Here is a 20198-nt window from a genome sequence, read left to right as displayed (position 1 = left end):
CCGCGTCCCGGTGATCTCCCTCACGACCGCACGGAATCCGCCGGTTATGGTCGGCACATGCACCGTCGCACCCCGCCGCCCGGCCGCGCCGGCCGCCCGCGCAGCGCCACCGCGGACGCGGCGATCCTGGCCGCCACCCGGGCGGCCCTGGTGGAACTGGGCTGGTCCAAGCTCACCCTCGGGGACGTGGCGATGCGCGCCGGGGTCGCGAAGACCACGCTGTACCGCCGCTGGGCGGGCAAGAACGAGCTGGTCGTCGACGCGGTGGCGGAACTCTTCGACGAACTGCGGGTCCCCGACCGCGGCAGCCTGGCCGCCGACATCGAGGGCGTGGTCCTCCAGTTCGCCGCGATCCTCGCCCGCCCGGAGGCGCGCAGCGGCCTGATGGCGGTGGTCGCCGAGTCGACCCGCGACGAACCGCTGCGCGAGCGCATCCGCGCCTCGATCGTGGAGCGGCAGAAACGGCTGGTCCTGGAGGGCCGCGCCCGCGCCCAGGCGCGCGGCGAACTCCCCCCGGAGTCGGACCCCGGGGAGGCGGCCCGCACCGTCGACCTCATCTTCGACGTGGTGGCCGGCGCGGTGGTGCACCGCACCCTGGTCAGCGCGGAACCGGCGGACGAACAGTGGGTACGCAGCTTCACCCGCGTCCTGGTAACAGGCCTGACCTCCCTCGCCGCACCGTCCTTCGAAAGCCGCACCCGCCCCGACAGCCCGTCCGGCGCTTGAGGACGAGGCCGTTCAGGCCGACAGCGGGGGTCCGGGGGCGCAGCCCCCGGGGGACGGGACGGGTAGGGGCGGTGGGGGCGAGGAAACCCGCCCCCACCGCCCGTACGGCTCAGAACCCGGGCGGCTCCGTGTACACCCCCCACTCCTCCCGCAGCACCCCGCAGATCTCCCCGAGCGTCGCCTCCGCCCGCACCGCCTCCAGCATCGGCTCGATCATGTTCGCCCCCGACCGCGCCGCCGCCAGCATCGCGTCCAGCGACGCCCGCACCCCCTCCTCGTCCCGCCGCCCCTTCCGCTCGGCGAGCGCCCGCACCTGCTCCCGCTCCACCTCGTGACTCACCCGCAGGATCTCCAGGTCCCCGGTGACCGACCCGGTGTGCGCGTTGACCCCGACGACCCGCTTGTCCCCCTTCTCCAGCGACCGCTGGTACTGGAACGCCGACTCCGCGATCTCCCCGGTGAACCAGCCGTCCTCGATCCCGCGCAGGATCCCGGACGTGATCGGCCCGACCGGGTGACGCCCGTCCGGGTGAGCCCGCAGGCCGCGCTCCCTTATCTGTTCGAAGATCTTCTCCGCGTCCGCCTCGATCCGGTCGGTCAGCTGCTCGACGTACCACGACCCGCCCAGCGGATCGGCCACGTTCGCGACCCCGGTCTCCTCCATCAGCACCTGCTGCGTGCGCAGCGCGATCTCCGCCGCCTGCTCACTGGGCAGCGCGAGGGTCTCGTCGAGGGCGTTGGTGTGCAGCGAGTTGGTGCCGCCGAGCACCGCCGCGAGCGCCTCCACGGCCGTGCGCACGACGTTGTTGTACGGCTGCTGCGCGGTGAGCGACACACCCGCGGTCTGGGTGTGGAAGCGCAGCCACTGCGCCTTCTCGGACCGCGCGCCGTACACGTCCCGCATCCAGCGGGCCCAGATCCGGCGTGCCGCGCGGAACTTGGCGATCTCCTCGAAGAAGTCGACGTGCGCGTCGAAGAAGAAGGACAGGCCGGGCGCGAAGACGTCCACGTCCAGACCGCGGCTGAGTCCCAGCTCCACGTAGCCGAAGCCGTCCGCGAGGGTGTACGCCAGCTCCTGCGCCGCCGTGGCCCCGGCCTCGCGGATGTGGTAGCCGGAGACGGACAGCGGCTTGTAGGCCGGGATGCGGGCAGCGCAGTGCTCCATCAGGTCGCCGATGAGGCGCAGGTGCGGCTCGGGCTGGAAGAGCCACTCCTTCTGGGCGATGTACTCCTTGAAGATGTCCGTCTGGAGGGTGCCGTTGAGGATGCCCGGGTCCACGCCCTGGCGTTCGGCGGCGACCAGGTACATGCAGAAGACGGGGACGGCGGGGCCGCTGATCGTCATCGACGTGGTGACGTCGCCGAGCGGGATGTCCTTGAACAGGACCTCCATGTCGGCCGCGGAGTCGATGGCCACACCGCAGTGGCCGACCTCGCCCAGCGAGCGCGGGTCGTCGGAGTCGCGGCCCATCAGGGTCGGCATGTCGAAGGCGACGGAGAGGCCGCCGCCGCCGTTGCCGAGGATCATCTTGTAGCGCTCGTTGGTCTGCTCGGCGTTGCCGAATCCGGCGAACTGCCGGATCGTCCACGTCCGTCCCCGGTAGCCGGTCGGGTACAGGCCGCGCGTGAAGGGGTACTCCCCCGGCCAGCCGATCCGCTCGAAGCCCTCGTAGGCGTCCCCCGGGCGGGGTCCGTACACCGGGTCGACGGGGTCGCCGGAGAGAGTCGTGAAGTCTGCGTCGCGCTTGCGTGCGGCGTCGTACCGGGCCTGCCAGCGGCGGCGGCCCTCTTCGATGGCGTCAGCGTCCATACCCCCGAATTTACTAGGACGTCCTAGTAAAAGTCGACGGGTGACCGCCGTACGTGTGATGACGTACGGCGGTGAGACGTGCGGGGCGCTGCCGCGCGGGGGCGGCGCGGTGGTGCCGCGCGGTGCGCGGACGCGCCGCTGAGGTGCGCGGTCGCGCCGTCGTGCGGTGGCGCTACGCCTCGGCGGCCACGGGTGCCGGGTCCGCGACCTTGGCGTCGAGTTCGCGGCTGATCCGTCGCTCCACGAAGAACGCGGCGGTGGGGATCGTGCCGGCCAGCAGCACCCACAGCTGCTTGGCGACCGGCCACTTCGCCTTGGAGCCCAGGTCGAAGGCGACGACCAGGTAGATCACGTACAGCCACCCGTGCGCGATGCCGATGACGGTGGTGAACTTCGCGGCGCCGTCGATCTGGAGGCCGTACTTGGCGATCACGCCGAGGGTCAGCAGGACCAGCAGCACGCCGGTGACGTAGGCCATGACGCGGTAGCGGGTCAGCACGCTCTTCTTCATGGCGTCGAGCGTAACCGCCCGTTCCGGGAGATCTTGTCCCGGGTCGGGTGCGTCTCAGGACTCGTCGAAGTCGTTCGCCGCCACCCGCAGCGGCCTCAGCATCGCGAAGATCTCCGCGCACTCCTCCGCGTCGTACGCGCCCAGGCCGAAGTCCATCGCCATCAGGTCGCGGGTGGCCGACTCCACGACCTCCCGGCCCTTGTCCGTGATGACGGCGAGCGTGCCCCGGCCGTCGTTGGGGTTGGGGCGCTTGGCCACCAGGCCGGAGGTGACCAGGCGGTCCACGGTGTTCGTCACGGAGGTGGGATGCACCATCAGCCGCTCGCCGATCTTCGACATCGGCAGCTCGCCGGCCTTGGAGAAGGTGAGCAGCACCAGGGCCTCGTAGCGGGCGAACGTCAGTCCGTACGGCTTGACCACCGCGTCGACCTCGGCCAGCAGGATCTGGTGCGCGCGCATGATGGAGGTGATCGCCGCCATGGACGGCACGCTTCCCCAACGCTGCTTCCACAGCTCGTCGGCGCGGGCGATGGGGTCGAACGGGAGACTGAGGGGCTTCGGCACGGCATCAGACCCTACCCGCCGGTCATATCGCGGTCAGCCCTGTCTCGCCTGTCGGTCTCCCGCCGGTCCTCTGCCGGTCGGTCTCCTGCCGGTCGTCCGTCGGTCGTCCGTCGGTCGCCTGTCGGTCCCGCGTCGGTCTTCCGGGCGGCCACGGCCAGGACTGCGCAGGCCGCCGTTCCCAGGGCTCCCGCGGCCGCCACCGTCGCCGGCACGCCTGCGAACTCCGCCGCGACGCCCGCCAGCGCCATCCCCACGCCCTGGATCGTCATCAGGCCCGCCGTGAGCAACGTCATCGCCCTGCCCCGCAGCTCCTCCGGCACGGCCGCCACGAACCACTGGTCCAGGCCCAGCGTGTACGCCGAGCCCGCGCCCGAGAGCAGCAGCAGGAGGAGGGAGGCGGTGAGGTTCGGGTGCCAGGCGAAGCCCAGGTACGGCAGGAGCATGCAGCAGACCAGCGGCAGGGCGACGCGCTCGCGGGTGGCGGGGCGCAGGCGGGCGCCCGCGTACAGCTCGCCGGCGATGGTGCCGACGGGCAGCGCGCACATCAGCAGGCCCAGGCCGGTGGAGCCGGCGCCCAGGGCGGCCGCGTAGGGGGCGGCCAGGGCCTCGGGGACCACCGAGAACATCGCGGGGAGCCAGAAGAGGAGGAGCAGGACTCGCACCCGGGGGGCCGCCAGGACCTGGCGGGCGCCCTGGAGGGAGTCGGTCAGGAGGGGGCGGGGGGTGGGGGCGGTACCAGTTGTGGCGGTACCGGTGGCGGCGGTACCGGTGGCGGTGCCTGTGGCGGTTCGGTGGGGCGCGGCTCGTGCGGGGCGGTGCTGGGTGCCCAGGCGGAGCAGCGCCGCGGAGAGCAGGAACGTGGCCACCGTGATCAGCAGCGCGTGCCTCGGGCTGACCACGGTGAGCAGGATGCCGCCCAGGCCGTAGCCGATCAGCAGGGAGCTCTGCGAGACGATCCGCAGTAGGGAGCGGCCCAGGACGAAGAGGTCGCCGTCGCCGAGGATGTCGGCCAGAGTCGCCATGCGGGTGCCCTGGAAGACCGGGGAGACCAGCGCCAGGGCGCAGCGCAGGGCCAGTACGACGCCGATGGGGGCGCTCGACGTCGCCATCGGCAGTACGCAGGCCGCGCAGACCAGGTCGCACGTCACCAGGACCCGGCGGGCGGGGAAGCGGTCGGCCACTCCGGCGAGGAGGGTGCCGCCGACGACGTACGGGAGGAAGCCCAGCGCGAAGGTCAGCGCGCTCCACAGGGGGGAGCCGGTCAGGTCGTACACCAGGACCGAGAGGGCGATCTCGCTGACGATCACGCCCAGGAGGGAGAGGGCGTGGGCGGCGAAGACCGCTCGGAACTCCGGGATGGCCAGGGCTGCGGTGTAGTTCGAGGGGGTGGGGGTGGGGGCGGGGGTGGCGGGTGCGGGTCCAGGCGTTGGTGCGGGGGCGGGTGGCAGGGCTTGCTCTTGCATGGGCGGCACACTGCCCTCGGGGTCGTCGCGGACGTAAAGTTTCGGTTGTCGGCGAATCTTCGGGGGTGGGATGTGCCGTTTCGGCTGTTTTTCGGGGACGACGACCTGCTGCGCTGCCGGTTCGCCGTCTCGCCGCTGTGGGAGACGCAGGAGGCGGTGCGGACGCTGGGGCGGCCCGACCGGCACGGGTATCACCCGCAGTGGCTGCGGCGTATCCGCGAGGCCGCGCGCGGGCTCGATCTCGCGCCGCTGTGGCTGCTCATGCCCGTGCGCGGGCACAGTCCGGACTTCCTGGGGCCGCCGCCGATCGGGCCCACCGCCACGTTCGAGGAGGAGATCGCCGGTGTGCGGGCCGCCGATCCGGTGGCCGCTCGGGCGGACATCGCGCGGTCGCTGGCCGACACGCCCGGTGCGCTTCAGTCGCCTCGCGGGCGGGCGTGGCTCGCCGATCCGGCGGGGGCGGTGCGGGAGCTGGCCGATCTGACGGAAGCCGCCTGGCATGCGCTGGTCGAGCCGGAGTGGCCGCGGTTGCGGGCGCTGCTGGAAGCTGACGTCGCGTACCACTCGCGGCGACTGGCCGAGGTGGGGCTGGGGGCGCTGCTGCCCGAGCTGGACCGGCGGCTGGCCTGGGACGGGCGGACGCTGACCGTGGACTGGCACGGTGAGCATGTACGAGACCTGGGTGGGCGGGGGCTGGTGCTGATGCCCAGCGTGTTCTCCTGGCCGGAAGTGGTCAGCGGGTTCGAGGCGCCCTGGCAGCCGACGGTGGTGTATCCGGCGCGGGGGCTGGCGGGGTGGTGGGCGGAGCCCGGTGGGGAGCGGGGGGTGGCGCTGGTGCGGCTGCTGGGGCGGGGGCGGGCGGCCGTGCTGGGGGCGCTGGAGGAGCCGGCCACCACGTCCGCGCTGGCGCATCGGCTGGGGCTGGCGCCGTCGTCCGTGTCCGCGCATCTGTCGGTGCTGCGGGGGGCGGGGCTGCTCGCTTCTCGGCGGTACGGGCATCAGGTGCTGTACGAACGGACGCCGTTGGGGATGGCGCTGGTGGGGGGTGCGGGGTGACGGGGGTGTGCGGCCTTCGGTGCGCTGTGCCGCCTGCTGTTCGTCGGGGGTCGGGGCCGTGGTGGTGCGTCCAGCCCGCCGCGCACGGACGTACGGCCCTGAGTTCCTTCGTTGAGGTAGGGAGGGACCGCAGTATGCGGCGGGCATTGGACGCACCACCACGGCCCGCTCCCGTCCGTCGTGCGGCTGCGGGAGCGTGACCGCTTCGGAGAGGCGGGCCGCGTCTGGGGTCTCTTCCGGGGTTTGTCACAATGGGGGGAACCTTGTGCCTGCGTTCACAAACTCTGGCCCAGCGTCTCTCCCACCGAAGGTGATCCGTGGACATCAAGACAGCCTCCGCCCTCCGCCGCCTCCGCCTGGTCTCCGCACCCGAGGCGGTCAGCTTCATCCTGCTGCTCGTCTGCTCGGTCCTGAAGCGCACCACGGACTTCAACGGCGTGCCTGTGATGGGCGCGATCCACGGCATCCTGTTCGTTCTGTACGTGCTCTTCTGGGCCGACGCCTGGAACCGCGCCAAGTGGCCCCTGAAGACCGCCGCCCTGTACTTCGTCCTGTCCGTGCTGCCCACCGGCGGCTTCTTCGCCGAGCGCCGGCTCAAGCGGGAGGCCGAGGACGCGGTGATCGCCTCCCGTGCCCGTCGTGAGGGAGTGGTGAACGCGTGATCGTCGCCTTCTCCGTGACTCCGCTGGGCGTCGGCGAGGACGTGGGCGAGTACGTCGCCGACGCCGTCCGGGTGGTCCGCGCCTCCGGTCTGCCCCACCGGACGGATGCGATGTTCACCTCGATCGAGGGTGAGTGGGACGAGGTCATGGACGTGGTCAAGCGTGCCGTGGCCGCGGTGGAGGCCCGGGCGCCGCGGGTCTCCGTGGTGCTGAAGGCCGACATCCGTCCGGGGGTCACCGACGGTCTGAGCAGCAAGGTCGAGACGGTGGAACGGCATCTGGCCGGATAGGGCCCCCTCCGCGCCCGTCCCCTAGGGGTGGGTTTGGGGGGTGTCTCCACCCTGTGGGCTCTGTTGGTCGGGGCCGGTTCGCCGCTACCTTCGCATCTGTGGCGATGTTCCGACTTCAAGGCAGCAGGGTGCTCGCCGTCGACATGACCGGGGACGCCGTGAAGGCGAAGAACGGCTCGATGGTCGCGTACGACGGGCAGATGGCGTTCAAGAGGCTGACCGGTGGGGGTGACGGGCTGCGGGGGATGGTGACGCGGCGGCTCACCGGTGAGCAGATGACCGTGATGGAGGTGCGGGGGCAGGGGACGTGCTGGTTCGCCGACCGGGCGTCCGAGATCAATCTCGTGGAGCTGCGCGGGGACAAGCTGTTCGTCGAGTCCAGCAACGTGCTGGCGACCGACGGGGGGCTCAGGACGGGGACCTCGTTCACCGGGCTGCGGGGGGCCTCGCAGGGGAACGGGCTGTTCACCACGACCGTGGAAGGGCACGGGCAGGCGGCGATCATATCGGACGGGCCCGCCGTGGTGCTGCGGGTCGCGCCGCAGTTCCCGCTGGTGGTCGACCCCGGGGCGTACATCGCCCACCAGGGGAACGTACGGCAGTCCTTCCAGTCCGGGGTGACCTTCCGCACCTTCCTCGGCGAGGGCGGCGGCGAGGCCTTCCAGATCCGGTTCGAGGGCGACGGGCTCGTCTACGTGCAGCCCAGTGAGCGGAACACGATCGCGGGGGATGTGTGACGTGGGCTTCCGGGAGATCAACTCGAAGGTGGTCGAGGCGGCCGTCGTGCCGGGGCAGCGGCTGTTCAGCCAGCGGGGCGCGATGCTCGCCTACCGGGGGGACGTCTCGTTCACGCCCAGCGTCCAGGGCGGTCAGGGCGGGGTGATGTCCATGATCGGGCGGCGGGTCGCGGGCGAGGCGACGCCCCTGATGAGCGTGGAGGGCAGCGGCACCGTGTTCTTCGGGCACGGCGGCCATCACGTCCAGGTCATCACCCTGGCGGGCGACACCCTCTACGTGGAGGCGGACCGGCTGCTCGCCTTCGAGGGCACCCTCCAGCAGGGCACGATGTTCATGGGCTCGCAGGGCGGCGTGATGGGCATGGTGCGCGGGCAGGTGACCGGCCAGGGCCTCTTCACGACGACGTTGCAGGGGCACGGGGCCGTCGCCGTGATGGCGCACGGCGGCGTGCTGGAGATCCCGATCAGCCCGCAGCGGCCGGTGCACGTCGACCCCCAGGCCTACGTCGCCCACCACGGCGAGGTGCGCAACAAGCTGTCCACGGCCCTGGGCTGGCGCGAGATGGTGGGGCGCGGTTCCGGCGAGGGGTTCCAGCTGGAGCTGAGCGGCGACGGCGTGGTCTACGTCCAGGCCTCGGAGGAGAAGCTGTGAGCGTCGTGTACGACCCGACGACCCTGCCGGTCGACGACAACGTGAACGCGTACACCTTCTGCGTGGAGCTGAAGGGGAGCCAGTGGTTCCTTCAGAAGGGGAAGATGATCGCCTACTACGGGGCGATCGACTTCAACGGCGTCGGGCACGGCCGGCTGGACCGGCTGGTGCGCAGTTCGTTCCATTCGCCTCTGCACGCCGGCGACTGGGTGGTGGCGGAGGGCTCGGGCAAGATGCTCCTCGCCGACCGGGCCTTCGATGTGAATTCGTATGACTTGGACGACGGCAATCTGACCATTCGCTCGGGCAACTTGCTTGCTTTTCAGCCAAGTCTCGCGCTCAAGCAGTCGATCGTGCCGGGGTTCCTGACCCTGATCGGAACCGGAAAGTTCGTGGCCGCGTCGAACGGTCCGGTGGTGTTCATGGAACCCCCGGTCCGGGTGGACCCCCAGGCGCTCGTCGGCTGGGCCGACTGCCCCTCCCCGTGCCATCACTACGATCATGGGTACCTGACCGGGGTGATGGGCGGTCTACGTGCGATGACGGGGCTCGGCGGGGTCTCCGGGGAGGAGCACCAGTTCGAGTTCGTGGGGGCCGGCACGGTGCTGCTGCAGTCGTCCGAGGCGCTCATGGCGGAGCAGGCCACGGGAGCGGTTCCACAGGAGCCCGGGGTGCCCGGCGGGGCGGGGGGTTCCGCGGGGCACGGGGCGCACGCCGGCGCACCGCGTCTTCCCGGACAGCTGGGGGACCTCCAGCGTCGCTTCGGGCTGTGAGCGGTAGTCTGCGGAGTGTGACGGCTCGAACGCGTGCGCACCGTCACAGCACCCCTCACTCGTTCGCTTTTCAACTTCTTAGGTAGACTTCATACATGGAGACCGAGACGGCCACGCGCTGGCTGACGGATGCGGAGCAGTGCGCCTGGCGCACCCACCTGGAGGTCAACAGGCTGTTGTCCTACCAGCTCGAAAAGGATCTGCAGCCGTTCGGCCTGACGATGAACGACTACGAGATCCTGGTGAATCTGTCCGAGTCGGAGGACGTACGGATGCGGATGAGCGACCTCGCGTCCGCCACCCTCCAGTCCAAGAGCCGCCTCTCGCACCAGATCACCCGCATGGAGAACGCGAACCTGGTGCGCCGTGAGAACTGCGAGTCCGACCGCAGAGGACTCTACGCCGTCCTCACCGAGCACGGCATGGAGACGATGCAGAAGGTCGCGCCGCACCATGTGGCGTCCGTGCGCAGGCACTTCATCGACCTGCTGGACCCCGAGTCCCTGACGGAGCTGGACAAGTCCCTCAAGCCCATCGCCGAGCACCTGCGCGGGCAGCGCGGCCGCCCCTGAGGCGGACAAGGACGCGTGGACACACGGCGGCGGGCGGGAACCCTTCCCATAGGGTTCCCGCCCGCCGCCGTGTGTCCGGCTCAGGACTCCGTCAGGCCCGCGACCAGTTCGTCCGCCGCCCGGTACGGGTCCAGTTCGCCGGCGACGATGCGCTCGGCCAGGGCGCTGAGACGGCGGTCGCCGTGCAGGTCGCCGATGCGCTCGCGCAGGGCAGTGACGGCGATCGTCTCCACCTCGCGGGCCGCGCGGGCGCGGCGCCGCTCGGCGAGCACGCCCCGTTCCTCCATCCACGCCCGGTGCTTCTCCAGCGCCTCCACGACCTCGTCGACGCCCTCCGCGCGCGCCGCCACCGTCTTCACGATGGGCGGGCGCCAGTCGCCCGGGCCGCGGGCCTCGCCGAGGCCCAGCATGTGGTTCAGCTCGCGGGCGGTGGCGTCCGCGCCGTCCCGGTCGGCCTTGTTGACCACGTAGACGTCGCCGATCTCCAGGATCCCGGCCTTGGCCGCCTGGATGCCGTCGCCCATCCCGGGCGCCAGCAGGACCACGCTGGTGTCCGCCTGGGAGGCGATCTCCACCTCCGACTGGCCCACGCCCACCGTCTCGACCAGGACCACGTCGCAGCCCGCCGCGTCCAGCACCCGGATCGCCTGCGGAGCGGCCCAGGCGAGGCCGCCCAGATGGCCGCGGGTGGCCATCGAGCGGATGTAGACGCCCGGGTCGGAGGCGTGGTCCGACATGCGCACCCGGTCGCCGAGCAGCGCGCCGCCGGAGAACGGCGAGGACGGGTCGACGGCGAGCACCCCGACCCGCCTGCCCTGCTTGCGGTACGCCGTCACCAGCGCCGAGGTGGACGTCGACTTGCCGACGCCCGGGGAGCCGGTGAGACCGACGACGTAGGCGTTGCCGGTCAGCGGGGCGAGGGCCGCCATGACTTCCCTCAGCTGCGGGGACGCCCCCTCCACCAGGGAGATCAGCCGGGCCACGGCCCGGGGCCGGCCTTCCCTGGCCTGGGCCACCAGAGAGGAGACGTCCTGCATCACAGCTCCGTTCACGTGATCGGCTCGCCCGGTCCGCGCGGGTCGGCGGTGCGGACCGGGCCGTTCGAGGGGGTGGGCCCGCGCCGACGCCTTCGGCACGCGGGCCGCGCTTACGCCTTCGGCACGCGGACGATCAGGGCGTCGCCCTGGCCGCCGCCGCCGCACAGCGCCGCCGCGCCCACACCGCCGCCGCGCCGCTTCAGCTCCAGCGCCAGGTGCAGCACGAGACGGGCGCCGGACATCCCGATCGGGTGACCCAGGGCAATGGCGCCGCCGTTCACGTTCACCTTTTCCGTGGATACGCCGAGGTCCTTCATTGACTGCACGGCGACGGCGGCGAACGCCTCGTTGATCTCGACCAGGTCGAGGTCGGAGACCTCCAGGCCCTCCTTCTTCAGGGCGTGCGCGATCGCGTTGGAGGGCTGCGACTGGAGGGAGTTGTCCGGGCCGGCCACGTTGCCGTGGGCGCCGATCTCGGCGATCCAGTCCAGGCCCAGCTCCTCGGCCTTGGCCTTGCTCATCACGACCACGGCCGCCGCGCCGTCGGAGATCTGCGAGGCGGAGCCGGCGGTGATCGTGCCGTCCTTGGCGAACGCCGGGCGCAGCTTGCCCAGCGACTCCGCCGTGGTGTCGCCGCGGATGCCCTCGTCCTTGCTGAACAGGACCGGGTCGCCCTTGCGCTGCGGGATCTCCACCGGGGTGATCTCGGCCTCGAACAGGCCGTTCTTCTGCGCGGCGGCGGCGCGCTGGTGGGACAGGGCGGCGATCTCGTCCTGCTCGGCGCGGCCGATGCCCAGGCGGGTGTTGTGCTTCTCGGTGGACTCGCCCATGGCGACGCCCTCGAAGGAGTCGGTCAGGCCGTCGTGGGCCATCGAGTCGAGCATCTCGACGGCCCCGTACTTGAAGCCCTCGCGGGACTTGGGCAGCAGGTGGGGGGCGTTGGTCATGGACTCCTGGCCGCCGGCGACGACGATGTCGAACTCGCCGGCGCGGATCAGCTGGTCGGCCAGCGCGATGGCGTCCAGGCCGGACAAACACACCTTGTTGACGGTCAGCGCCGGCACGTTCATCGGGATGCCGGCCTTGACGGCGGCCTGGCGGGCCGGGATCTGGCCCGCGCCGGCCTGGAGCACCTGGCCCATGATCACGTACTGCACCTGGTCGCCGCCGATCCCGGCGCGGTCGAGGGCGGCCTTGATCGCGAAGCCGCCGAGGTCGGCTCCGGAGAAGGACTTCAGCGAGCCGAGCAGCCGGCCCATGGGCGTGCGCGCGCCCGCGACGATCACCGAGCTGGTCGTACCGGGAGTTCCAGAAGACATGAGCTGCGATCCCCTTACCGGCCTGCACAGCCGAGGAGTGAACGAGGGTTTACTTCGAATGTACTGAGCGGTACTTCGCCCGTCATCGGCCTTTCGGTGTGATCGCGCGCACGTTGCGTAACCACCGCCTTGGCGTTGCACTGAAACCATGCTGACGCGAATCGACCACATCGGGATCGCCTGCCACGACCTCGACGCCACCGTCGAGTTCTACCGGGCCACCTACGGCTTCGAGGTGTTCCACACCGAGGTCAACGAGGAGCAGGGCGTCCGGGAGGCCATGCTCAAGATCAACGAGACGTCCGACGGCGGCGCTTCCTATCTGCAACTGCTGGAGCCGACCCGCGAGGACTCCGCCGTCGGGAAGTGGCTGGCGAAGAACGGGGAGGGCGTCCACCACATCGCCTTCGGCACGGCGGACGTGGACGCGGACGCCGCGGACATCCGCTCGAAGGGCGTACGCGTTCTGTACGAGGAGCCGCGTGTCGGCTCCATGGGGTCCCGGATCACCTTCCTGCACCCCAAGGATTGCCACGGTGTCCTGACAGAACTGGTCACTTCGGCGGCTGTTGAGTCGGCCGAGCACTGACCCTCGTACATAAGGGCCGGTAGGGTTGGGGGCGGTCGCACCTGAAAAGCGGGGGCGGCCGCTTTCCGGGGTCCGCGTTTCGGGGGACGGGCGACGGGCGGCAGCCCATGCTCCGCCGTCGGTCTGACACCATTCCCCGGGGGCCCCGTCCGGCGGATGGACGGAGCTCGTTGGACAGGCTTGCGACCAGGGGACGGATGGGACCGCGCAGTGCGGGGCTACGAACGCCAGGAGCGAGAGCCGGCGGCTGACGTCGACCACCTCTCTCGGTTCGAGGCCGAGATGGATCGGCTGAAGACCGAGCGGGAGAAGGCGATCCAGCACGCCGAGGATCTCGGCTACCAGGTAGAGGTGCTGCGCGCCAAGCTGCACGAGGCGCGCCGGACCATCATGACCCGGCCCGCCTACGACAGCGCGGACATCGGCTACCAGGCCGAGCAGCTGCTGCGCCAGGCGCAGGTGCAGGCCGAGCAGATCCGCGCGGACGCCGAGCGGGAGCTGAGCCAGGCCCGGTCGCAGACGCAGCGCATCCTCCAGGAGCACGCCGAGCAGGCCGCGCGGCTCCAGGCCGAGCTGCACCAGGAGGCGGTGAGCCGCCGCCAGCAGCTCGACCAGGAGCTGGCCGAGCGCCGGCAGACCGTCGAGTCGCACGTCAACGAGAACGTGGCGTGGGCGGAGCAGCTGCGTGCCCGCACCGAGCAGCAGGCCCGCCGGCTCCTCGACGAGTCCCGCGCGGAGGCCGAGCAGGCGATGGCCGCGGCGCGCGCGGAGGCCGAGCGGCTGACCGCCGAGGCCCGGCAGCGGCTGCAGAGCGAGGCCGAGTCGGCCCGTACGGAGGCCGAGCAGCTCCTGCGCCGCGCCCGCGCGGACGCCGAGCGGCTGCTGACCGCCGCCTCCACCCAGGCCCAGGAGGCCACCGACCACGCCGAGCAGCTGCGCAGCAGCACGGCGAGCGAGTCGGACGCCGCCCGCCGCCAGGCCGCCGAGCTGAGCCGGTCGGCCGAGCAGCGGATGGCCGAGGCCGAGGAGGCGCTGCGCAAGGCGCAGACCGAGTCGGAGAAGCTGGTCACCGAGGCGAAGGAGGCCGCCGCCAAGGCGCTGTCGAGCGCCGAGTCGGCCAACGAGCAGCGCACGCGCACCGCCAGGGAGCAGGTCGCCCGGCTGGTCGAGGAGGCCACGAAGGACGCGGAGAACACCCGCTCCGAGGCCGAGCAGCTGGTCGCCGACGCCCGGGCCGAGGCGGAGAAGATCGTCGCGGAGGCCGCCGAGAAGGCCCGCAGCGCCACCGCCGAGGAGACCGCCACCCAGCTGTCCAAGGCGGCGAAGACCGCCGAGGACGTGCTGAACAAGGCGGCCGAGGACGCTCGCAGGACCACCAAGGACGCCGCCGAGCAGGCCGAGCGGATCCGCACCGAGGCGGAGGCGGAGGCGGACCGGCTGCGCGCCGAGGCGCACGACATCGCCGAGCAGCTCAAGGGCGCCGCCAAGGACGACACCAAGGAGTACCGGGCCAAGACGGTCGAGCTCCAGGAGGAGGCGCGGCGGCTGCGCGGCGAGGCCGAGCAGCTGCGCTCCGAGGCGGTCGCCGAGGGCGAGCGGATCCGCGCCGAGGCCCGGCGCGAGGCCGTCGCGCAGATCGAGGAGGCGGCCAAGTCCGCCGAGGAGCTGCTGGCCAAGGCCAAGGCGGACGCCGACGAGCTGCGCAAGACCGCCACGGCGGACAGCGAGAAGGTCCGCACCGAGGCCATCGAGCGGGCCACCGTGCTGCGCCGGCAGGCCGAGGAGACCCTGGAGCGCACCCGCAAGGAGGCCGAGCGGCACCGCGCGGAGGCCGACGAGCAGGCGGAGACGGTCCGCACCGAGGCCGAGCGGGCCGCGCGCGAGCTGCGCGAGGAGACCGAGCGGGCGATCGCGGCCCGCCAGGGCGAGGCCACCGAGGAACTGACCCGGCTGCACGGCGAGGCCGAGCAGCGTCTGGCCGCCGCCGAGGAGGCGCTGACCGACGCCCGGGCCGAGGCCGAGCGGATCCGCCGTGAGGCCGGCGAGGAGATCGAGCGGCTGCGCACCGAGGCCGCCGAGCGGGTCCGTACGCTCCAGCAGCAGGCGGAGACGGAGGCCGTCCGGCTGCGCGACGAGGCCGCCGCCGACGCGTCCGCCTCCCGTGCCGAGGGCGAGGCGCTGGCGGTGCGGCTGCGGTCGGAGGCCGCGGCCGAGGCGGAGCGGCTGCGGACCGAGGCGCAGGAGACCGCCGACCGGGTCCGCGCGGAGTCGCAGGCCGCGGCGGAGCGGCTGGGCGCGGAGGCGTCCGAGACGCTGGCCGCCGCGCAGGAGGAGGCCGCCCGGCGCCGCCGCGAGGCCGAGGAGCTGCTCGGCGCGGCGCGTGCCGACGCCGGCCAGGAGCGCGAGCGGGCCCGCGAGCAGAGCGAGGAACTGCTGGCCTCGGCGCGCAAGCGCGTGGAGGAGGCGCAGGCCGAGGCGGTCCGGCTGGTGGAGGAGGCCGACCGGCGCGCCACCGAGCTGGTGTCGGCCGCCGAGCAGCACGCCCAGCAGGTACGGGAGTCGGTCGCCGGGCTGCACGAGCAGGCGCAGGAGGAGATCGCCGGGCTGCGCTCGGCCGCCGAGCACGCGGCGGACCGTACCCGGCGGGAGGCCGAGGAGGAGGCGGACCGGGTCCGCACCGACGCCTACGCGGAGCGGGAGCGGGCCGGCGAGGACGCGGCCCGGCTGCGCCGGGAGGCGCAGGAGGAGACCGAGGCGGCCAAGGCGCTCGCCGAGCGCACGGTGTCCGAGGCGATCGCGGAGGCCGACCGGGTCCGCACCGATGTCGCCGAGCACGCCCAGCGGGTGCGCACCGAGGCATCGGACACGATCGCGCAGGCCGACCAGGACGCCACGCGCACCCGGGCCGAGGCCCGCGAGGACGCCAACCGGATCCGTTCGGACGCGGCGACGCAGGCGGACGCGCTGATCTCCGAGGCCCGTTCGGAGGCGGAGCGGCTGCAGACGGAGACGGTCGCGGAGGCGGACCGGCTGCGCACCGAGACGATCGCCGAGACCGACCGGCTGCGCGCGGAGACGGCCGCCGAGACGGACCTGCTGCGCACCGAGACGGCCGCGGAGGCCGAGCGGGTGCGGACCGGGTCGCTGGCCGAGGCCGAGCGGGTGCGGGCGGAGTCCGTCGACCGGGCGGAGAAGCTGATCTCGGACGCGAGCGGGGACGCGGAACGGCTGCGGGCGGAGGCGGCCGAGACGGTCGGCGCCGCGCAGAGCCGTGCCGAGCGGATCCGTACCGACTCCGAGCGGCTGAAGGCCGACGCGGAGGCGGAGGCCGAGCGCACGCTGACGGCCGCCCGCGAGGAGGCCGAGCGGACCCTGGACGAGGCCCGCAAGGAGGCCAACAAGCGGCGTTCGGAGGCGGCCGAGCAGGTCGACACGCTGATCACGGAGACCGCCGCCGAGGCCGACAAGCTGCTGACCGAGGCGCAGACGAGCGCGGTCAAGACCAAGGCGGACGCGGAGTCGCAGGCCGACACGATGGTGGGCGCCGCCCGCCAGGAGGCCGATCGGATCCTCGCCGAGGCGACCGTGCGGGGCAACACGGCGGTGGAGAAGGCCCGTACGGACGCGGACGAGCTGCTCGTCGGCGCCCGCCGGGACGCCACCCAGATCCGGGAGCGCGCCGAGGAGCTGCGCGAGCGGCTGACCAGCGAGATCGAGGAGCTGCACGAGCGGGCCCGGCGCGAGTCCGCCGAGACGATGAAGTCGGCGGGCGACCGGTGCGACGCGCTGATCAAGGCCGCCGAGGAGCAGCTCGCCAAGGCGCAGGCCAAGGCCAAGGAGATCGTCTCGGACGCCAACTCCGAGGCGGGCAAGGTGCGCATCGCCGCGGTGAAGAAGGCCGAGGGCCTGCTGAAGGAGGCCGAGCAGAAGAAGGCCAAGCTGGTCAAGGAGGCCGAGGAGCTGAAGGCCGAGGCGGTCCACGAGGCCCGGCGCACGGTGGAGGAGGGCAAGCGCGAGCTGGAGGTCCTGGTGCGCCGGCGCGAGGACATCAACGCCGAGATCTCCCGGGTCCAGGACGTGCTGGAGGCGCTGGAGTCCTTCGAGGCGCCCGCGCCGGCCAAGGACTCCGGGGTGCGGGCCGGGGCGACGGTGGGCGCACCCCGCTCGGGTGGCAAATCGTCAGAAGGGTAGTCTTTGAGGTGAATTCGGGGACTTGACGGGGGAGTCTCCGGGGGTTCGGCTAGGGGTGTTGGCAAGCCTCGCGGCGGTCAGCCACCCAAAAGAGGTGTCATTCTCCAGATCAAACACGTATCCGCTCGATGACACACCGCTTCGGCCCCTAGGATTCGACCTATCACCTCACCGGTCTCATTCGACAGGAACCCCATGAGCGACACTTCCCCCTACGGCTTCGAGCTTGTGCGGCGTGGGTACGACCGCGCTCAGGTGGACGACCGTATCTCCAAGCTCGTCTCCGACCGTGACAGTGCTCTCTCCCGCATCACCGCCCTGGAGAAGCGCATCGAGGAGCTGCACCTCGAGACGCAGAACGCGCAGGCGCAGATCACCGACGCCGAACCGTCGTACGCGGGTCTCGGCGCGCGGGTCGAGAAGATCCTCCGGCTCGCCGAGGAGGAGGCGAAGGATCTGCGTGAGGAGGCCCGGCGCGCGGCCGAGCAGCACCGCGAACTCGCCGAGTCGGCGGCCCAGCAGGTGCGCAACGACGCCGAGTCCTTCGCCGCGGAGCGCAAGTCCAAGGCCGAGGACGAGGGCGTCCGGATCGTCGAGAAGGCCAAGGCCGACGCCACGCAGCTGCGGTCCGAGGCGCAGAAGGACGCGCAGTCCAAGCGGGAGGAGGCGGACGCCCTCTTCGAGGAGACCCGCGCCAAGGCCGCGCAGGCCGCCGCCGACTTCGAGACCAACCTCGCCAAGCGGCGCGAGCAGTCCGAGCGCGACCTGGCGTCGCGTCAGGCCAAGGCGGAGAAGCGGCTGGCGGAGATCGAGCACCGCGCCGAGCAGCTGCGTCTTGAGGCGGAGAAGCTGCGCACCGACGCGGAGCGCCGGGCCCGGCAGACGGTGGAGACCGCGCAGCGTCAGGCCGAGGACATCGTGGCCGACGCCAACGCCAAGGCGGACCGCATCCGTTCGGAGTCCGAGCGTGAGCTGGCGGCGCTGACCAACCGCCGCGACTCGATCAACGCGCAGCTGACCAACGTGCGCGAGATGCTGGCCACCCTCACCGGTGCCGCGGTGGCCGCCGCGGGTTCCCCGGCCGAGGACGAGCCGGTCTCCCGCAGCGTGCCGGCCCAGCAGACCCGGTAGCCCCTGCGAACGGGACCGACGTCGCGAAGCCCTCCGCCGCCCTCGGGCAGCGGGGGGCTTCGTGCGCGTCCGGGGCGGGGAGGCCGGCCCCGTGGCGGGAGGCGGCTTCGGGGGCGGACGGTCGGCCCGGTACCGGGAGGCCGGCCCGAGGGGCGAGCGGGTGGTCCGGGGGTGGCTCCGGTGGCGGGGGGTGGGAGGCGGAATTAGCGTGGCCGCATGATCGAGATTGCGGGGCTGAGCAAGCGGTACGGGGAGAAGCTGGCGGTCGACGGTCTCACCTTCACCGTGCGGCCGGGGACCGTCACCGGGTTCCTCGGGCCCAACGGCGCCGGGAAGTCCACGACCATGCGGATGATCCTCGGTCTCGACCACCCCACCGGCGGTGACGTCCGGATCGACGGGCGGCACTACCACGAGCTGGCCGACCCGCTGACGTACATCGGCGCGCTGCTGGACGCCAAGGCGGTGCACGGCGGCCGCAGCGCCCGCAACCACCTGCTGTGCCTGGCCCAGAGCAACGGCATCCCGGCCCGCCGGGTGGGCGAGGTGCTGGAGACGGTCGGGCTGACGGCGGTCGCCCGGAAGAAGGCGAAGGGGTTCTCGCTGGGCATGAGCCAGCGGCTCGGCATCGCGGGCGCGCTGCTCGGCGACCCGCGGATCCTGATGTTCGACGAGCCGGTCAACGGCCTCGACCCGGAGGGCATCCACTGGATCCGCGGTCTGATGAAGTCGCTGGCCGCGCAGGGCCGCACCGTGTTCGTCTCCTCGCATCTGATGAGCGAGATGGCGCTGACCGCGGACCACCTCGTCGTCATCGGCCAGGGCCGGCTGCTCGCCGACACCACGATGGCCGACTTCATCGAGCGCAACTCCCGCTCCTGGGTGCGTATCCGCACCCCCGACCGCGAGCGGCTGCTCGACGCGCTGCACACGGCCGGGATCGCGGTGGTGGAGGCGGGCGACGGACTGCTGGAGGTGGACGGCGGCAGGCCGGAGCGGATCGGCGAGCTGGCCGCCCGGCACCAGGTCGTGCTGCACGAGCTGAGCGTGCGGCAGTCCTCGCTGGAGGACGCGTTCATGCGGCTGACGGCCCAGTCGGTGGAGTACCACGCGCAGCCGGAGCCGGCCGGGCAGTCGTGGGGCGCGCACCGCATCGCGCGGACGGCGGCGGGACCGCCCGCGCCGAAGGCGGCCCCACTGACGACCCCGACCACACCGGCGACCGCGCCGACGACTACGCCGACGGAGGGCTGAGCCATGGCGGCGACCCAGGTCATCCGGTCCGAGTGGACCAAGATCCGGTCGGTGGCGTCCACGGTGTGGACGCTGTCCCTGGCGGCGGTCGTCACGATCGCCCTCGGCATGCTGATCTCGGCCCTGTCCAAGAACGAGTTCGGCTCCATGGGCCCGCGTGAGCGGCTCTCCTTCGACCCGACCTTCGTCAGCTTCGCCGGCATGACGCTCGGCCAGCTGGCGATGATCGTGTTCGGGGTGCTGGTGGTGTCCAACGAGTACAGCACCGGCATGATCCGCACCTCGCTGGCGGCGGTCCCGCGGCGCGGCGCGTTCCTGGCGAGCAAGGTGGCCGTCGCCACCGGCCTGGCGCTGGTCGTCGGCATGGCGACCGGCTTCGCCGCGTTCTTCCTCGGTCAGGCGATGCTCGGCCCGCAGCTGCGGACCACGCTGGACGCGCCGGGGGTGCTGCGCGCGGTCGTCGGCGGCGGCCTCTACATGACCCTGATCGCGGTGTTCTCCATGGGCGTGGCGGTGATGCTGCGCTCGCCGATGCTGTCGCTGGGCGTCCTGATGCCGTTCTTCTTCCTGGTCTCCAACATCCTGGCGAACGTCTCGGCCACCCGGAAGGTCGGCCAGTACCTGCCCGACCAGGCGGGCAGCCGGATCATGCGGGTCCTCCCCCGGGTCGGCGACGACACCCCCTACGGGCCGTGGGGCGGCCTCGGGATCATGGTGCTGTGGGTGATCGCGGCCCTGGCCGGCGGCTACGCGCTGCTGCGCCGGCGGGACGCCTGAGAGCCCGGCTGTTTTTACTCTCTTTTGGCCGGAACCGTCAGCCGGTGGATATCCTCCTAACCCTTACGGGGGCGTGCGCCCCGC

The 20198-nt window shown here is 72.3% G+C and carries 19 protein-coding genes; 13 read left to right on the top strand and 6 right to left on the bottom strand.

Annotated elements, in window-relative coordinates; genetic code table 11:
- Positions 1-57: 57 nt before the first annotated feature.
- A complete protein-coding gene (locus tag ABEB07_RS38255) occupies positions 58-726 on the top strand; it encodes a TetR/AcrR family transcriptional regulator (protein WP_345672655.1) in 669 nt (222 codons plus the stop codon).
- Between the two features lie 109 nt (positions 727-835).
- On the opposite strand, the gene ABEB07_RS38250 is transcribed toward ABEB07_RS38255, so the two are convergent.
- From ABEB07_RS38250 to ABEB07_RS38235, 4 genes are all read right to left on the bottom strand, one after another.
- A complete protein-coding gene (locus tag ABEB07_RS38250) occupies positions 836-2536 on the bottom strand; it encodes an acyl-CoA mutase large subunit family protein (RefSeq protein WP_345672654.1) in 1701 nt (566 codons plus the stop codon).
- Between the two features lie 172 nt (positions 2537-2708).
- Positions 2709-3047: a DUF3817 domain-containing protein gene (locus ABEB07_RS38245; RefSeq protein WP_164584518.1), complete on the bottom strand. Its 339-nt coding sequence runs from the start codon at positions 3045-3047 to the stop codon at positions 2709-2711.
- Between the two features lie 54 nt (positions 3048-3101).
- Complete coding sequence (locus tag ABEB07_RS38240; RefSeq protein WP_164584520.1) at positions 3102-3611, bottom strand: MarR family winged helix-turn-helix transcriptional regulator; 510 nt, start codon at positions 3609-3611, stop codon at positions 3102-3104.
- An 11-nt stretch (positions 3612-3622) separates the two neighbouring features.
- Positions 3623-5074, bottom strand: coding sequence for an MFS transporter (locus tag ABEB07_RS38235; protein ID WP_345672653.1), 1452 nt, complete (start codon positions 5072-5074; stop codon positions 3623-3625).
- Positions 5075-5146: 72 nt separating this feature from the next.
- Between ABEB07_RS38235 and ABEB07_RS38230 the strand changes: the two genes are divergently transcribed.
- The 7 genes from ABEB07_RS38230 (at position 5147) to ABEB07_RS38200 (ending at position 9816) form a co-directional block, all read left to right on the top strand.
- Positions 5147-6130: an ArsR/SmtB family transcription factor gene (locus ABEB07_RS38230; protein ID WP_345672652.1), complete on the top strand. Its 984-nt coding sequence runs from the start codon at positions 5147-5149 to the stop codon at positions 6128-6130.
- Positions 6131-6447: 317 nt separating this feature from the next.
- The gene (locus ABEB07_RS38225) at positions 6448-6792 is read left to right on the top strand and encodes a DUF3817 domain-containing protein (protein ID WP_164584523.1); all 345 of its coding nucleotides are present in this window, start codon (positions 6448-6450) and stop codon (positions 6790-6792) included.
- Positions 6789-7082, top strand: a complete 294-nt coding sequence (locus ABEB07_RS38220) for an MTH1187 family thiamine-binding protein (RefSeq protein ID WP_176150529.1) — start codon at positions 6789-6791, stop codon at positions 7080-7082. The genes ABEB07_RS38225 and ABEB07_RS38220 overlap by 4 nt, the downstream gene beginning before the upstream one ends.
- Positions 7083-7186: 104 nt before the next feature.
- A complete protein-coding gene (locus ABEB07_RS38215; protein ID WP_345672651.1) occupies positions 7187-7819 on the top strand; it encodes an AIM24 family protein in 633 nt (210 codons plus the stop codon).
- 1 nt (position 7820) lies between these two features.
- A complete protein-coding gene (locus tag ABEB07_RS38210) occupies positions 7821-8471 on the top strand; it encodes an AIM24 family protein (protein ID WP_176152131.1) in 651 nt (216 codons plus the stop codon).
- Positions 8468-9244, top strand: a complete 777-nt coding sequence (locus ABEB07_RS38205) for an AIM24 family protein (RefSeq protein ID WP_345672650.1) — start codon at positions 8468-8470, stop codon at positions 9242-9244. Before ABEB07_RS38210 ends, ABEB07_RS38205 begins: the two co-directional genes overlap by 4 nt.
- 95 nt (positions 9245-9339) lie before the next feature.
- Entirely contained in the window at positions 9340-9816 is a 477-nt protein-coding gene (locus ABEB07_RS38200; protein ID WP_164584527.1) for a MarR family winged helix-turn-helix transcriptional regulator, read from the top strand.
- Positions 9817-9896: 80 nt separating this feature from the next.
- Here the strand turns inward: ABEB07_RS38200 and meaB are convergent, their stop codons facing one another.
- Positions 9897-10853, bottom strand: coding sequence for a methylmalonyl Co-A mutase-associated GTPase MeaB (gene meaB / locus ABEB07_RS38195; RefSeq protein WP_345672648.1), 957 nt, complete (start codon positions 10851-10853; stop codon positions 9897-9899).
- A 110-nt stretch (positions 10854-10963) separates the two neighbouring features.
- Entirely contained in the window at positions 10964-12172 is a 1209-nt protein-coding gene (locus ABEB07_RS38190; RefSeq protein ID WP_176150526.1) for an acetyl-CoA C-acetyltransferase, read from the bottom strand.
- A 148-nt stretch (positions 12173-12320) separates the two neighbouring features.
- Here ABEB07_RS38190 and mce point away from each other — a divergent pair, with 148 nt between their 5' ends.
- The 5 genes from mce to ABEB07_RS38165 all read left to right on the top strand — a co-directional run bounded on the left by mce (position 12321) and on the right by ABEB07_RS38165 (position 20114).
- Positions 12321-12761 carry a methylmalonyl-CoA epimerase gene (gene mce, locus ABEB07_RS38185; RefSeq protein WP_176150525.1) on the top strand — a complete coding sequence of 147 codons (441 nt, stop codon included), beginning with the start codon at positions 12321-12323 and terminating at the stop codon, positions 12759-12761.
- A 210-nt stretch (positions 12762-12971) separates the two neighbouring features.
- Positions 12972-16952 (top strand): polarized growth protein Scy, encoded by a 3981-nt coding sequence (scy, locus tag ABEB07_RS38180; RefSeq protein ID WP_345672647.1) that lies wholly within the window; start codon positions 12972-12974, stop codon positions 16950-16952.
- Positions 16953-17147: 195 nt separating this feature from the next.
- A complete protein-coding gene (locus tag ABEB07_RS38175; RefSeq protein ID WP_164583368.1) occupies positions 17148-18083 on the top strand; it encodes a coiled-coil domain-containing protein in 936 nt (311 codons plus the stop codon).
- Between the two features lie 216 nt (positions 18084-18299).
- A complete protein-coding gene (locus tag ABEB07_RS38170; protein WP_345672646.1) occupies positions 18300-19337 on the top strand; it encodes an ATP-binding cassette domain-containing protein in 1038 nt (345 codons plus the stop codon).
- Between the two features lie 3 nt (positions 19338-19340).
- Positions 19341-20114: an ABC transporter permease gene (locus ABEB07_RS38165; protein WP_164588528.1), complete on the top strand. Its 774-nt coding sequence runs from the start codon at positions 19341-19343 to the stop codon at positions 20112-20114.
- The last annotated feature ends 84 nt before the right edge of the window (positions 20115-20198 follow it).

This window comes from Streptomyces similanensis, assembly GCF_039543625.1.
In the GTDB taxonomy this organism is placed as follows: domain Bacteria; phylum Actinomycetota; class Actinomycetes; order Streptomycetales; family Streptomycetaceae; genus Streptomyces; species Streptomyces similanensis.
Note: the sequence above shows the minus strand (reverse complement) of the source record. Positions and strands in the feature narration are given on the sequence as shown.

Bases quoted from the DNA above. Each gene is read 5' to 3' on its own strand.
- ABEB07_RS38255 (WP_345672655.1), top strand. From the start codon at position 58: ATGCACCGTCGCACCCCGCCGCCCGGCCGCGCCGGCCGCCCGCGCAGC.
- ABEB07_RS38250 (WP_345672654.1), bottom strand. From the start codon at position 2,536: ATGGACGCTGACGCCATCGAAGAGGGCCGCCGCCGCTGGCAGGCCCGG.
- ABEB07_RS38245 (WP_164584518.1), bottom strand. From the start codon at position 3,047: ATGAAGAAGAGCGTGCTGACCCGCTACCGCGTCATGGCCTACGTCACC.
- ABEB07_RS38235 (WP_345672653.1), bottom strand. From the start codon at position 5,074: ATGCAAGAGCAAGCCCTGCCACCCGCCCCCGCACCAACGCCTGGACCC.
- ABEB07_RS38215 (WP_345672651.1), top strand. From the start codon at position 7,187: ATGTTCCGACTTCAAGGCAGCAGGGTGCTCGCCGTCGACATGACCGGG.
- ABEB07_RS38200 (WP_164584527.1), top strand. From the start codon at position 9,340: ATGGAGACCGAGACGGCCACGCGCTGGCTGACGGATGCGGAGCAGTGC.
- meaB (WP_345672648.1), bottom strand. From the start codon at position 10,853: ATGCAGGACGTCTCCTCTCTGGTGGCCCAGGCCAGGGAAGGCCGGCCC.
- ABEB07_RS38190 (WP_176150526.1), bottom strand. From the start codon at position 12,172: ATGTCTTCTGGAACTCCCGGTACGACCAGCTCGGTGATCGTCGCGGGC.
- mce (WP_176150525.1), top strand. From the start codon at position 12,321: ATGCTGACGCGAATCGACCACATCGGGATCGCCTGCCACGACCTCGAC.
- ABEB07_RS38175 (WP_164583368.1), top strand. From the start codon at position 17,148: ATGAGCGACACTTCCCCCTACGGCTTCGAGCTTGTGCGGCGTGGGTAC.
- ABEB07_RS38170 (WP_345672646.1), top strand. From the start codon at position 18,300: ATGATCGAGATTGCGGGGCTGAGCAAGCGGTACGGGGAGAAGCTGGCG.
- ABEB07_RS38165 (WP_164588528.1), top strand. From the start codon at position 19,341: ATGGCGGCGACCCAGGTCATCCGGTCCGAGTGGACCAAGATCCGGTCG.